We start from the raw sequence: 14,571 nt of genomic DNA on the forward strand, positions 1-14,571 counted from the left end.
GAACGGCAGGACAGTGCCCCGGCCGTCGGGGTCCGGGTCCCGGCCGGGGTCGGCGAGCATCGCGTGGAGGGCGGCGTCGAGCAGGGCGGGGTGCAACCCGAACGAGCCGTCGGGGGCCTCCGCCGAGGGCTCCAGCGCCACCTCGGCGAACGTCTCCTCACCGCGTTTCCAGGCGGCCCGCAGCCCCTGGAAGAGCGGCCCGTAGTCGAGGCCGTCCTGTGCCAGCCGGTCGTAGAGGCCGTCCAGCGCGAGAGGTTGCGCATCGGCCGGCGGCCACTGGGCGGCGTCGAAGGCGATCTCGTGCCCGCCGGTGGTGAGCACACCGGTCGCGTGCCGGGTCCACGGCAGTTCGTCGGTGCCCTCGCCGTCGGGCCGGGAGTAGAGGTTCAGGGTCCGCCGGCCGGACTCGTCCGGGCCGCCGAGCCACATCTGCACCTGGACGCCGCCGTGCTCGGGCAGCGCCAGCGGCGCGGCGAGGGTGAGGTCCTCGACCCGGTCGCAGCCGACCTCGTCACCCGCGCGGATGGCCAGCTCCAGGAAGGCCGTCGCGGGCAGGATGACGGTGCCGCGCACGGCGTGGTCGGCCAGCCAGGGATGGGTCCGCAGAGAGAGCCTGCCGGTGAGCAGGAAGCCGTCGGAGTCCGCCAGGGACACGGCGGCGGCCAGCAGCGGGTGGTGCGCGGCGCCCATGCCCGCGGCCCGCATATCGCCCGCCGGAGAGAGGAGGCCCTTGGGCCAGTACCGCCGGCGCTGGAACGGATAGGTCGGCAGGTCCACCCGCCGGACACCGGTCCCGGCGAAGTAGCGGTCCCAGTGGACCGGAACGCCGCGTACGTACAGCTCGGCCAGCGCGGTGGTGAGGGCCACGGGCTCGGGGCGGCCCGGTCGCAGCAGCGGGACGGCGGCGCCGGGCCCGCCCGCGTCCCCGCCCGGATCCCCGTCGGTGGCGGCGTTTTCGAGGCAGGTCCGGGTCAGCGCGGACAGGACGCCGTCGGGGCCCAGCTCCAGGTATGTGTCGACGCCGTGTCCGTGCAGCCAGCCGATGCCGTCGGCGAACCGCACCGCCCAGCGTACGTGGTCCACCCAGTAGTCGGCGGACGTCAGCTCCTGCACGGTCGCCTGGGCGCCGGTCAGGTTGGATACGACCGGCACGACCGGCGCCTGCGGCGACAGCCCCGCGACCACGGCGCGGAACTCCGCGAGCATCGGTTCCATGCGGGGCGAGTGGAAGGCGTGGCTGACCCGCAGCCGTTTGGTCTTACGGCCGTCGCCCGCGAAGTACGCCTCGATCTCGGCCACCGCGTCCTCGTCGCCCGCCACCACGACGGCAGAGGGGCCGTTGACCGCCGCGATGGAGACGTGGTCGGAGCGCTCGGTCAGCAGCGGCGCCACCTCGGACTCGGTGGCCTGTACGGACACCATCGCCCCGCCGGCCGGCAGCTCCTCCATCAGCCGGCCGCGCGCCACGACCAGTTGTGTCGCGTCGGCCAGCGAGAAGACCTCGGCCGCGTGGGCGGCCGCGATCTCCCCGATGGAGTGCCCGGCCAGGAAGTCGGGGGTGATGCCCCAGGACTCGACCAGCCGGAACAGGGCGACCTCGACGGCGAACAGCGCGGGCTGGGCGTAGGCGGTGCGGTCCAGCAGGGCGGCTTCGGGGGTGCCCTCGGCCGCGAAGAGGACCTCGCGCAGCGGGCGGTCGAGCCAGGTGTCCAGCGCGGCGATGGTGGCGTCCAGCGCCTCGGCGAACACCGGGAAACGCTCTGCCAGCTCGCGCCCCATGCCCAGCCGCTGGCTGCCCTGCCCGGCGAACAGGAACGCCAGCTTTCGTGTGGCTCGCGCGGTGCCTCTGACCAGGCCGGCGGGGGAATCGTCGGAGGCCAGCGCGGACAGCGCGGCGGCCGCGGTGGCGCGATCGCCCGCGGTGATGACGGCGCGGTGTTCGAAGCCCGCCCGGGTGGTGGCCAGCGAGAAGGCGAGGTCGGTGAGGCCGAGCCCGGGACCGGCGTCCAGGTGGGCGCGGATCCGGGCGGCCTGCTCCCGCAGCGCCTCGGGGGTCCGGCCCGACACCGGCAGCGGCACCACGCCCGGGTCGAGGATCATGGCGGGTTCGGCTGTCTCGGCGGGTTCGGGTGCCTCGGCGGGGTCAGCGTCCGGGTGGGGCCCGGCCGCCACGCCGTCGGGCCCGGTCGGCTCGTCCTCGCCCGGCGCCTCGGCGGGGGCCTGTTCGATGATGGTGTGGGCGTTGGTGCCGCTGATCCCGAACGAGGAGACCCCGGCCCGGCGCGGCTCGCCGGTGTCCGGCCAGGCGGTCGACTCGGTCAGCAGTTCCACGGCGCCCGACTCCCAGTCCACATGGGTCGAGGGCCGGTCGATGTGCAAGGTGCGCGGCAGCACCCCGTGCCGCATCGCCATGACCATCTTGATGATGCCCGCGACACCGGCCGCGGCCTGGGTGTGCCCGAGGTTCGACTTCACTGACCCGAGCAGCAACGGGCCCCGGTCGCCGCGGCCTTGGCCATAAGTGGCCAGCAGCGCCTGGGCCTCGACCGGGTCGCCCAGCGTCGTACCGGTGCCGTGCGCCTCCACCGCGTCGATCTGGTCGGCGGACAGCCGGGCGTTGATCAGCGCCTGCTCGATCACCCGCTGCTGCGAGGGGCCGTTGGGCGCGGTCAGCCCGTTGGACGCGCCGTCCTGGTTGACGGCCGTGCCCCGCACCACCGCCAGCACCTCGTGCCCGTTGCGGCGGGCGTCCGACAGCCGTTCCAGGACGAGCACGCCGACGCCCTCGGCCCAGCCGGTGCCGTCCGCGGAGTCGGCGAACGAACGGCAGCGGCCGTCGGCCGACAGACCGCCCTGGCGGCCGAACTCGATGAAGGTGGCCGGACTCGACATGATGGTGATGCCGCCCGCGAGCGCCAGCGAGCACTCCCCCGCGCGCAGCGACTGGGTGGCCAGATGCAGGGCGACCAGCGACGACGAACACGCCGTGTCCACGGTGACGGCCGGCCCGACGACACCGAAGGTGTAGGAGAGCCTGCCGGACATGACACTGGTGGTGTTGCCGGTGAGCTGGAAGCCCTCCACACCGTCGGCCGGGCCCACCCGGTAGTCCTGCGCCATCGCGCCCACGAACATGCCGGTCCGGCTGGAGCGGAGGGTGCCCGGTTCGATCCCGGCCCGCTCGAACGCCTCCCAGGCGGCCTCCAGCAGCACCCGCTGCTGCGGGTCCATCGCCAGCGCCTCGCGCGGCGAGATGCCGAAGAAGTCCGCGTCGAACTCGGGGGCGTCGTGCAGGAATCCGCCGGAGGCGGCCGTCCCGGCCAGCTCACCGAGATCCCAGCCCCGGTCGGCCGGCAGGGCGGAGATGCCGTCCTCACCGGACTCGACCATGCGCCACAGGTCCTCCGGACCGGTCACCCCGCCCGGGTAGCGGCAGCTCATGCCGACGATGGCGATCGGCTCCTGTGCCGCGGCCTCGATCTCGCCCAGTCGCCGACGGGTCCGCCGCAGATCGGCGCTCGCCCGTTTGAGATAGTCCCTGAGCTTCTGTTCGTTGTCCATCTCACTCAACCCATCTCGACGCTGGCGCAGGCAATCCGCACAGGCAGGGGAGGGATTCGTCGCGACCGAACCCACCGGACACACGCGGCCGGGGAGGAGCCGGGGCCGCCGACCGGGGCCGCGACCGGCTGCTTCCCCCCACTCGGGAAACAGCGGTCGGCGGCCCCGCGGGGGTGGCCGCATGTGATGGCGGTCAAGGGCTCCCCCAGCCCAGTGTCATCACGAGCCCGCGAGGAAACCCCTAGTCCCTCGCCCCCGGTGACCAGGGAACACAACGGAACACGAGAAAACACCAGGGAATACCCGGGAAATACGAGGGAACACGCGGGAACACGACAGTGCCCGGTGGCGCTGGGACACGCCACCGGGCAACCTGAGCGACGGTACTCACCAACTCGTGGCCGACAGGAGATCGCCGTAGTCGCGTTCGCGGGAGGCCTGGCGGAGGTCGGACTCCACCATCATGTTCATCAGTTCACGGAAGTCCACGGTCGGCTCCCAGCCCAGCTCGGTGCGGGCCCGTGTGCTGTCGGCGCACAGCGTCTCCACCTCGGCGGGGCGGACCAGGGTCGGGTCGATGGCCACATAGTCCTCCCAGTCCAGGTCCACACACTCGAAGGCCATGCGCACGGCGTCGCGCACCGAATGGATGCGACCGGTTCCCACCACATAGTCGGACGGCTCATCCTGCTGAAGCATCAGGTGCATCGCACGGACGTAGTCCCCGGCGAAGCCCCAGTCACGCACCGCGTCCAGGTTGCCCAGAAAGAGCTTGTCCTGGAGCCCGAGCTTGATCTGGGCCACCGCCAGCGAGATCTTCCTGGTCACGAACTCCGCGCCACGGCGGGGCGATTCGTGGTTGAACAACATCCCGGAGACGGCGTACATCCCGAAGGACTCGCGGTAGTTGCGGGTGATGAAGTGCCCGTATGCCTTGGCCGCGCCGTACGGGCTGCGGGGATGGAAGATCGTCGTCTCCCGCTGTGGCGTCTCGGTGACCTTCCCGAACATCTCCGACGAGGACGCCTGATAGAAGCGGATCCCTCCGCTGCCTCCGCCGCCACCACGGGACTTGTCCAGCCCGCTCACCATGCGGATCGCCTCCAGCATCCGCAGCACACCCATGGCGTTGACCTCGGTGACCAATTCGGACTGCTGCCAGGACATCGGCACGAACGAGATGGCACCGAGGTTGTACACCTCGTCCGGCTGGACCGCGTCGACGGCCGCCACCAGGCTCGCCTGATCCATCAGGTCGCCGTCGACAAAGGTGACGTCCGAGGCCAGCCGACTGATCCTCAGCTTCCTTGGATTGGCCTGGCCTCTGATCAATCCCCAGACTCGATAACCCTGCGCAAGGAGGTGCTCGGCCAGATACGAGCCGTCCTGGCCAGTAATTCCAGTGATCAGCGCACGCTTGGACATGAAGGATCCCTTCCACGACCACGGAAAGACCGTCGAGTGGTTTTTTCGCGCAGTGGGCGGCACAGGGAATTCGACGCATTCCACTGCATGGGGCACACCCGCAATGGCCGTGGGTCGGCTGCCCGGATCCGAATGCGAGGTTGTCTAGCCCAACCTTCACAGCCGCTCCGGAATGATGTCAAGGAAGCGGGAATACGCTAGGGGATTTCCGAGACTTGGAGTGCCTCGCCGGGTTCGCTGTCATCCATGTCTTCGCAGGTAGCAAGGGGATACTGGCCAGTTCAAGACCCGTCGGCGAGCGTGCTCCGGTCCACGCACCGAGACTCCCGGCACACCGTGACCACGCCCCTCTCTTACGCTCCACGCCCCATGGACAAGCAGCTCGCCCCGGTGACCGACGCGGGCACTCGGGCAAGAACGGTCACCACAATGCGAGACACGGGCAGCAGAAGGGAGTGCGGTTCCGATATACAGTTGGAACTGAACCTAACACCCGTCACTGGAGCCTCTGGCAGTAAGATCAGTTGACGTTCACGGGGGTAGCACGAATCGTGACCGCACAACCGTCACTGAAAGCCAACTTAAAGCATGGCCAATTGACGGCGTCGAGGCCGCATATCAGGACCGCGCCCTCAGCATTTCACGGGCAACGTCCCTCGCGTCGTCGCTGAAACGACCGAAAGAGGTGACTCCTCTTGACTCTGTCCCACACCATCCCGGTGACTTCCTCGGCCCCCGGTCAGAGTGACGACGGGAACCGGACCCGTGTGTCCACAGGCGGGCACGGCACGGGCATGGCCACCCTCGACCCGGACCTGCGGGTCCAGGCGGGCAACGATGAGTTCTTCCGTTACTTCGCCGGATCCTCGGCGGAGCTGTGTGGCCGGAACCTGTTCGAGCTGCTGCGCCCCAGTGCGCCTTCCGTCCTTCGTGAACACTTCCTGCGGCTGCACGACGGCCGGCGGACCCGGTTCACCGAACGGGTCGTGGGATACCGCTCGAGCGGACGCCCGTTCTCGGGTGTGCTGACCGCCACCGCCGTCCAGGGGTCGTCGGACGGGCTGTCCGCCATCGTCGTCCTCGTCAAGCCGGACAACCAGACGCCGGAGGACGAGCCGGGCACCCAGCGCCGTCTGTTGCTCTCGCCGCTGGAGGCCCGGATCCTGGAAGGGGTGGCCACCGGCGCGTCGACCATCCAGATGGCCTCCAACCTCTATCTCAGCAGGCAGGGCGTCGAATATCACGTGGGCTCGATGCTCCGGAAGATGAAGGCCCGCAACCGTGCCGCCCTGATATCCCGTGCGTACTCGGCCGGAATGCTCACCGTGGGCACCTGGCCGGCCCGGGTCGTCTCGGACTTCGTGAAGTAGCGCAGTGCGGTGGCGCCGCCGTGGCGAGGGCCGAGCGGCCGGACTCCCCAAGGCGAGGTCGGGGTAGTCCGCCCAGTCGGGATCTGTGGGGGCCGGCATGCCCATCCCGCCGGCTTGTCGACGGACCATCCGGCCAGCAGGCCGGCCCCCACCACGACCCTGCGGTCACAGGTTGCACGGCCACAGGGCCCTCCCCCAGGAACCGCTCTACGGCCGGGCGGTGAGGTGATACGTCTGGTCGGCGACCGGGCCGCGATGGTGAACGTCTTGGGGAAGCCGTTGATGGACGACCCGCGCGAGCCCGGCAGGAACGGATCCACCCATTAGAGGGTGTTGCGCACCAGCCGCTGCGCGCGGAGCCGGAGCGGCTGTGCCTGTTCCCGGTACGCGTCGAGGTGTCGGCCCCGGGCGATGAGTCCGTGGCCCTGGGGGCGGTGCGCCTCGCGCTGGACCGCGTCCAGGCGGAGCTGTTCGACGTTGTCGGTGCCACGGACCCCGTCCATGCCGGCCGGGCCGGTCCGGCCTGACCGTGGCATCCACGCGGGCCCCACTGCAGGGGCAGGCCTTGGCCTCGAAGGCCGTGACGTCAGCAGCAAGGATTCCGCAAGGCCGGTGCAAGCAATCCATCGGACCCCATGGGCAGTTCTCGTCACAGACGGGTAGCCGACGTTCAGGGGGATGTCATGTTTGGTGTCGATGGATGCTTACCGGCCGCACCTGCCGGGTGCTCGGAGAAGGTCGACCGTGGCGTGGGCGGCGGCCGGTGATGGCGGGGGCCGCGTGGGTGAATGGGCCGGTCGGCCTGGGCGCGCACAGCCGCGTGCTGCGTACGGGGGGCCGCACGGTGCTGGTCGTGGTGCCGTTCATGGTGGCCGGCATTCGGCTGATGGAGGTACTTGCGCTGCTGGAGTCCGACCATCGCGTCGTGGTGATGTTCACCGTCGCACCCGCGCCGAACGGTGCGATCTGTCATGGCGCGGAGGAGTTCGTACGGGCTCAGGGCGGATTCCTTCTCCCGTGGCAGCAGGCCGTTCAGTGTGAGTTCGATCTCGTGCTGGCTGCCAGTGAGACGGCTGTGGAGCAGCTGCACGGGAGGGTGATGTTGCTGCCGCACGGGGCGGGCGTGATGGCTTCCCGGTTACGCGCGCGGAGCGCGGGTCCGGACGCGCATCCGTCGCACGCCCTGGATCGGGGGACGCTGGTCCATCGTGGACGGCTGGTGCCGGCGGCCCTGTCGCTCACACATGAGCATGAACTCGCGGTGCTGAGAAAGTCGTGCCCTGAGGCAGTACCCGTGGCGGTGGTGGCGGGTGACATCTGCTTCGACCGGTTGGTGGCCAGTGTGCCCTTGCGGGAACGCTATCGGCGCGCCTTGAACGTAGGCGCGGACCAGAGGCTGGTGGTGGTGACCTCGAGCTGGCAGCCGGAGTCCGCGTTCGGGAGTCATCCGGATCTACCGGAACGGCTGTTGCGGGAGTTGCCGTCTGAGGAGTACCGGGTGGCGGCGATTCTGCACCCCAACATCTGGGGCGTCCACGGAGCCTGGCAGGTGCGGGCATGGCTGGCAGATTGCCTGCACGCGGGGCTGTTGTTGATGCCGCCGCAGGAAGGCTGGCGCGCGGCGCTGGTCGCGGCCGATGTGATCATTGGGGATTACGGGTCGGTCACCAGTTACGGGGCGGCGATCGGCGTCCCTGTGATGCTCGCCCCTTCACCACAGGATCGGTTCCTCCGGTCGGCGAGCCTGGCGGAGTCGGTGAGCCGGGAGGCCGTCCGTCTGAGGCTGGACAGATCGCTGCTGGGGCAGTTGCGGGAGGTCACCGAGCGGCGCTGTCAAGACCGGCAGGCACACATAGCCGGGCTGATCACCTCCCGCCCGGGGCTGGCCGCTGGCATCCTACGACGCACGATGTATCGGCTGCTCGATCTCCCCGAGCCGGGCAGGGCGCTGACCGTCCGCCCGGTTCCCCTGCCGACACCCGTGGGCAGCCGCATGGATCTCCTCCAGAGGGAAGAGGGATGAGCTTCTTTCAGTGCCAGCACTCGCCTCTCGCCGGCCCGGTGGCTCGTCATGCGCCGGAGAGCTTGAGAGTCAGCCGCTGTCTGCGGCACAGCCAGGATGACGCGGGCGTCTCGGTGTGGGTTTGGGGGGCGGACGAGGGGCCGCGGAGCGGGTGTCCGTGCATGGTCGCCGACCGGTTTCTCGTGATCGCGGAAGGAGCCGCGGGCCGATGGAGGCAGAGTGCCGACGTGGTGGTCGGCCGCCCTCAGCCGTCGATCGGCTGCGCTGTGGGGGCTGCTGAGGCCGGGATGGCCCGAGTTCCCGGGTGCGCTCTTGTCGCGGTGCCGGCAACCGGTGTCGGGACCGTGTTCCGGAGTCGCGCTGAGCATGTTCTTCTGCGCCACGGGTCGGGGCGTCCGGAGGTGTGCGGGGTGTGTATCTACCCCTGGCTGGCCGCTGGTTATGGGATGACACACCTCATGGCGAGCCTCAGTCTCGCTGTCGAGACACCGTCATGGTGACGTCTGGTCAGGGTATTCGCCCCGCTGTGCGGCTACCCTGTCCAGCGCACGGTTGACTCGCTCCAGATCCGGGGCGCCGGCTTCGAGGTAGAAGTCTCGTGATTTCCTGAGGAGGTCGCGCGCGGTCACCAGGTCCTCGAGTGCTTCGGCCGCTTCACCCCACACCATCAGTACTTGGGCTCGGTACTGGCTGGAACCCGATGCGGCGAGGATCGACCAGGCTTCACGCGCGATCGCAACCGCTTCAGAGGGGCGGTCGGCACGAGTGAGCGCGTCCGCGAGCCAGACCATGGTCATCGCCCTGACCGTGTGGTCGGACAGCGACTCGGCCAGGTCCCGGCCTTGAACGAACTGGTCGATCGCCTCGTTGATTCTCCCCGCGGAGCACAAGGCTTGGCCGAGTCTGCGCCGTCCGAGGGCTTCTCCCCGCACCCGGCCTGCCGCGTGGTCGAGCGCGACCACGCGTCGCTGCGCGTCGATGGCCTCATCGAAACGCCTCTGGGAGCGGTATGCCATACCCACCAGTCCCAGTGCTTCTGCTTCGGCCAGTTCATGTCCCGCCTCGCGGGCCGCGGTCAGCGAGGCGACCCCCTGCTCGAGAGCCTCCTCGGCCCTGCCCAGATTGTGAAGGGCAAAACCAAGGTGATGGTGCATGCGCGATCGGGCCGCGTGGTCGGCACAGCGAATGGTCGCGTCGATGGCAAGCCGGTAGGCGGCCAGCCAGTCCGGGAAGTGCTTGCGCTGGAGAAACAGCGACCACATCGCCTCAGCCAACTGCCACACCAGGGCGTCGAAACCACGCTCGTAGCCGACGCGCATCATTGCCATCAGGTTCGGCAGTTCACACTCCAGCGCCTCGAGCGCATCTCGACCCGTCGCGAAGGCGGGCGGCCCCTCAAGAGGCTGATGGGCCGGGCTCAGATGCCAATCCAGCGGTGTCACCACCCGCTCGGCGGCCATGGCGAAGGAGAGGTAGAACTCCAGGAGGCGCCGGATGACGTCCCTGCGGGCCTCGCTGTCGTCCTGCGCCTCGGCCCGCTGCCGGGCATGCAGACGGACCAGGTCGTGAAAGCGGTACCGGTCGGAGCCACTGGCCTCCAGGACGCTCGCGTCCACGAGGGCCTCCGCCAGCGCGGCTGTGTCTTCGACGGGAAGCTGTATCACCGCCGCGGCTGCTTCGAGGGTGAATTCCGGACCCGGGTGAAGACCCAGCCACCTGTAGGCTCGGGCCGCATCCGAGGACAGCCCGTCATAGGAGAGGTCGAACACGCTCAGGACAGTGACCTCCTCCAGCGACAGTGCCTTGAGCCGCCGCTGTTCGTCCGCCAGCTCCCGCACCACTCGGGCGATGGGCCATTCCGGCCGCATGACCAGCCGTGCTCCCGCGATGGACAGCGCGATGGGAAGCCCCGCGCACAAGCCGACAAGCCCGGCTACCGCGTCCGCCTCCGCCGATACTCGGTGCTCTCCCACGGTCCGGGTCAGAAGTTCTTCGCCCGCCTGCTGGTGCAAGGGGGTCAAGGAGATGAATTCGGCGCCGTCCATGGCCAGGCCGCCCACGCGCCACCTGGTGGTCACCACCACGGTGCTCGACGGCGATGAAGGCAACAGCGCCCGCACCTGAGCAGCGGAGACAGCGTTGTCCATCAGGATTGCGATACGCCTGTGGGCCGTGAGGGAGCGAAACAGGCTACCCGCCTCCTCGGCTTCGGCCGGGATCTGTTCTCCCGCCACGCCCATGGCACGGAGGAATCTTCCCAGGATCAAGCCCGTCAGCGCCGGGTCTCCCCCGGGGTCCGAGGCCAGGTCGGCGTACAGCTGGCCGTCGGGATAGCGGTCCGCCACCTGGTGCAGCCAGTGCAAGGCCAGCGCGGTCTTCCCGATCCCACCGGGGCCGCAGATGACAGCCAGGGCGGGCCCTCCCTGCGGCCGAGAGTCGGCGATGCGGTGCAATTCACGGAGTTCCGTACAGCGGTCCGTGAAGTGCGCCGGAGCGGGTTTCAGTTGACGCGGCACCAACTGCACGGGCCGAGAGGCAGCGGGATCCGTGTGATGGTAGTGCACGCCTCCATGGATCGAGCCCGCCTGGAGGGTCGGCCCGTGCAGATGGGCTGATCCGTCAATGCTGTTGTTCGTCTCCGAAGCCTGCGGTTGGTGATGTTGCAGCCACGTCTCCAGGTCTGCCTTCCAGGTGGAATCGCCGGCGGCGCACCGTGCCAGGCCGTTCGCCAGTTGCAGGAGGACGGGAAGGGGTTCCTCGGATCTACCGGCTTGCTCCAACTGCCGGGCAAGCTCCCCGGGAGGCCGGGATCTCGCACGCACCACATCGTTGAGGGCCTGCCCAGCGGACGAACTGCGCAATGGCGTGTTGGCAATCATGGCGGATAACAGTGCCTTGGCCATGTCTGCTTCCCGCACGATGCATCTCTCCCCGGGCCTGGCTTACCCATCTTGTCAGTCAGGGCACTTACCGCTGAGATCACTCACAGCCACTCCCTACCCTGCGGGCACAGGCCTCGACCACAACCGTTCAGTGTGCGAACTTTTTCGGACCCACCGGCAGCTTGGCATGGCCTCGACCATGACTTGGTGTCATCATGACGTGACGGACTGAAGTGCCGTACCGGCGGGAGGTCGCTGGTGAAGCTCCGCATACTGCTACTGGGCGCGGTCGAATTATGGGCCGGAGAACAACGCAGCCCGCTCGGAACGCCCAAGGAGCGACTGACCCTCGCCGCGCTGGCCTGGGACGCCGGCCGGACGGTCAGCGTGGACACGCTTGTCCACCGGGTCTGGGACAATAACCCGCCGGCCAAGCCACGCGACGCCCTCTACGTACATATTTCTCGCATCCGCAAGGCATTCTCCGCCCTTGCCGGTTCGCAAGCCCCCGCCGTGATCAGTCGCGCGCACACCTACAGGCTTCAGGCGGACCCGGACGCCGTGGACCTGCGTCGCTACCTCGACCTTCTCGATCAGGGGCGTTGGCTGGCCGACAGCGGCAGCATCCGCGAAGCACGCCAGGCGCTCCAGGAGGCCTCCCGATTATGGGGCGGAGAGCCGCTGGCCGGACTGCCGGGAGACTGGGCGGGACATCTTCGCACCATGGTCGAGGAAAAGAACCTGGCCACCGTACTGCTCCAAGCGGACATCTCCCTGAGAACAGGGCACTACGCGGAGGCCGTCGCCGGCCTTCAGCCGGTCGCGGAGCGAGGCCGGACGGACGAGGCCGTCATCGGTCGGCTCGCCCTTGCTCTCCACGGATGCGGCCGCACCGAGGCCGCGACCCGTTTACTGCAGCGCACGCGGCATCTTCTGCTGCGGGAGTCGGGCATCGAGCCCGGCGAGGCATTCCAGCGCATCCACCGAGGCATCCTGGCCCGCGCATCAGTCGCCGCGTTACTGTCCCCTACAGCCGTCTCCCACGGCATCGCGTTCGAGCCTGTGCCCGACTCGCTTCCCCCCGACGTGGTCTGGGCGGGGCGCCAGGCCGAACTGGACCGGCTGACCAGCGCGTGGGCCGACAGAGCGCAGGGCCGCGAGGCGCGTGTCACCGCTGCCGCGGTCACCGGCATGCCCGGCTCCGGCAAGACCGCTCTGGCCGTCCATGCCGCACACCAGCTGCGCGACCACTTCCCCGACGGCCGACTCTTCCTCAACCTGCGCGGCCACGCCCTTCTCCAGCCCCCCATGACCTCCGCCGAGGCGCTCGGTGAACTCTTGCGCCTCCTTGGCACGCCGGCACAAGCACTCCCCCAGGACCTCAACGGACTGGTCGCGCTGTGGCGCTCCACGACGCGCGGCCGCCGCTTCGTGGCCGTCCTGGACGACGCCGCCGGCACTGAGCAAGTCACCCCCCTCCTCACGGGCGACCCCTCCTCTTTGATCATCATTACCAGCCGACGCCAACTGGACGGCCTGACCGGCATCCGCCAGATCGCGCTGGATGTTCTGTCCCGCGCGGACGCGATCGCTCTTCTCCAGTGCATGCTCGGCGACGAGCGGGCCCCCAGCGTGGGGGAAGCGGCGACCCTGGCCCGGTTGTGCGGGTACCTCCCACTCGCCCTGGCGATCACCGCGAGGCGCCTGCTCTCCCGACCGGCCTGGAGTGTTTCCGACCTCGTGGAGCGCTTCAGCCGGGCAATCAGACGGCTGCCCGAAATCCGTGACCGTCATCATGCGATGTCACAAGCGTTCGAGGTCTCCTACCGCGAGCTCACCCCCACGCAGCAGACGGCCTTCCGCCGCCTTGGCCTGCACGTCGGCGTTGAGTTCGGGCCCGGAGCCGTTGCCGCGCTCACCGACCTCCCCGTGGAGGAGGCCGAGCGCCTCCTGGAGGAGCTCCTCGCCTGCCACCTGGTCTCGGAGCCCGCACCACATCGCTATCGGCTCCATGACCTGCTGCGCGAATACGCCTCTACGCTGGCCGGAGCCGACCCGGAAACCGACAACCGACGCGCGCTCCAACGCCTCCTCGACCATTACCTGTACACCGCCGACCGGGCAGACCGCGTCGCCTACCCCCACCGGCTCCGCATCGCCCTGCCCCAGAACCCTACCGATCAGGCATGGCATGACGCCGACCCTCAGCAGTGGTTCATCGCCGAGGGCCCCAGCCTTCTGGCCGCTCTGGAGTACACCCGCGCCCATGGCTCGCCACGCCAACTGGCCCTGACGGCACATGTGCTGGCCGGCTTTCTGGTCGGCGAGGGCTACCTTCGTACGGCCACCCCGCTGCTGTCCGGCGCGGTTGACCATTGGCAGAACACGGGCATGCCGAACGCGCACGGACGGGCCCTGATCGACCTCAGCAACGTCTGTGCCTGCGCCGGCAACTACGACGAGTCCATCCGGAGCGCCCAGAAGGCGCTGGAGTTGGCCCAGGAGGCGGACGACGAGGATCTGAAAGCCGAAGCCCTCCACCATCTGTCCATCTCCTACTGGTACACCGCCCGGCACGCGGAAGCTCACGGTCTCCAGCAACGCGCGCTCCAGCTCCGCCTGAAGAAGACCGACCGGCTCCAGCAAGGCAGAAGCTTCAATCTCCTGGGCATGATCTGCCTCGGTCTCGAGCGCCACAAAGACGCGCTGAAGTACTTTCTCGAGGGCCTGGCCCGCTTCCGTGATGTGGGCGACCGGCGAGGCCAGTTCATCGCCTTGAACAACCTCGCCGAGCTGCACAAGGAAGCCGGAAACCTGGACCACGCCATCAGCTCCTACCAGCAGTCGATCAAGCTCTCACAGGCTCTGGGCAGCAGGGGCCAGTACGCGATACTCCAGATGAACCTGGCAGATACCTTGCGCGCGCACGGACGGCCGCGGGAGGCCCTGGAGCTGTACGACAAAGCACTCCCGGTGCTACGGAGCATTGATGACCGCCGCAGCGAAGCCATCGCCCATAACGGGGCGGGGCGGGCACTCCATGCCACCGGCCGGAGCGAGCAGGCACTCCCTCACCACACAGCGGCGCTCGCCATAGCCCGCACCATCAACGCCGCCCTTGAAGAATGCCAAGCCCTCCGCGCCCTGGCCGAGGCGGAACACGCCACCGGACGGCTCTCTCAGGCCCGGGCCCACCTGGAAGCCGGCCTCGCCGTCAGCCAGAGGATCAACGCCCGGTCCGAAGAGGCCGAGATACTCCGGGCACTGACCCTCTTCCAACCTTGATGAACGATTTCGCGACCTGTTGCGA

At 69.1% G+C, this 14,571-nt stretch carries 7 protein-coding genes (1 of these 7 running past the window's edge); 3 read left to right on the plus strand and 4 right to left on the minus strand.

The window, feature by feature from the left end:
• Together ACWY4P_RS02130 and ACWY4P_RS02135 are read right to left on the minus strand one after the other, a co-directional pair.
• Positions 1-3,561 carry the start of a type I polyketide synthase gene (locus tag ACWY4P_RS02130; RefSeq protein ID WP_456208363.1) on the minus strand. 25,470 nt of this gene lie to the left of the window's left edge, so the window shows 3,561 of its 29,031 coding nt (coding positions 1-3,561); it begins with the start codon at positions 3,559-3,561; its stop codon lies off the left edge, out of view.
• Between the two features lie 387 nt (positions 3,562-3,948).
• Complete coding sequence (locus tag ACWY4P_RS02135) at positions 3,949-4,986, minus strand: GDP-mannose 4,6-dehydratase (RefSeq protein ID WP_456208364.1); 1,038 nt, start codon at positions 4,984-4,986, stop codon at positions 3,949-3,951.
• Positions 4,987-5,753: 767 nt separating this feature from the next.
• Between ACWY4P_RS02135 and ACWY4P_RS02140 the strand changes: the two genes are divergently transcribed.
• Positions 5,754-6,356, plus strand: a complete 603-nt coding sequence (locus ACWY4P_RS02140; protein WP_456208365.1) for a LuxR C-terminal-related transcriptional regulator — start codon at positions 5,754-5,756, stop codon at positions 6,354-6,356.
• A 323-nt stretch (positions 6,357-6,679) separates the two neighbouring features.
• Here the strand turns inward: ACWY4P_RS02140 and ACWY4P_RS02145 are convergent, their stop codons facing one another.
• A complete protein-coding gene (locus ACWY4P_RS02145; RefSeq protein WP_456208366.1) occupies positions 6,680-6,892 on the minus strand; it encodes a hypothetical protein in 213 nt (70 codons plus the stop codon).
• A 308-nt stretch (positions 6,893-7,200) separates the two neighbouring features.
• Between ACWY4P_RS02145 and ACWY4P_RS02150 the strand changes: the two genes are divergently transcribed.
• Positions 7,201-8,379: a hypothetical protein gene (locus ACWY4P_RS02150; RefSeq protein ID WP_456208367.1), complete on the plus strand. Its 1,179-nt coding sequence runs from the start codon at positions 7,201-7,203 to the stop codon at positions 8,377-8,379.
• Between the two features lie 491 nt (positions 8,380-8,870).
• On the opposite strand, the gene ACWY4P_RS02155 is transcribed toward ACWY4P_RS02150, so the two are convergent.
• Positions 8,871-11,282: an ATP-binding protein gene (locus ACWY4P_RS02155; RefSeq protein ID WP_456208368.1), complete on the minus strand. Its 2,412-nt coding sequence runs from the start codon at positions 11,280-11,282 to the stop codon at positions 8,871-8,873.
• 237 nt (positions 11,283-11,519) lie between these two features.
• Here ACWY4P_RS02155 and ACWY4P_RS02160 point away from each other — a divergent pair, with 237 nt between their 5' ends.
• Positions 11,520-14,546 carry a tetratricopeptide repeat protein gene (locus tag ACWY4P_RS02160; protein WP_456208369.1) on the plus strand — a complete coding sequence of 1,009 codons (3,027 nt, stop codon included), beginning with the start codon at positions 11,520-11,522 and terminating at the stop codon, positions 14,544-14,546.
• The last annotated feature ends 25 nt before the right edge of the window (positions 14,547-14,571 follow it).

It is taken from the genome of Streptomyces sp. LZ34 (assembly GCF_053890475.1).

Bases quoted from the DNA above. Each gene is read 5' to 3' on its own strand.
- ACWY4P_RS02135 (WP_456208364.1), bottom strand. From the start codon at position 4,986: ATGTCCAAGCGTGCGCTGATCACTGGAATTACTGGCCAGGACGGCTCG.
- ACWY4P_RS02145 (WP_456208366.1), bottom strand. From the start codon at position 6,892: ATGCCACGGTCAGGCCGGACCGGCCCGGCCGGCATGGACGGGGTCCGT.
- ACWY4P_RS02155 (WP_456208368.1), bottom strand. From the start codon at position 11,282: ATGGCCAAGGCACTGTTATCCGCCATGATTGCCAACACGCCATTGCGC.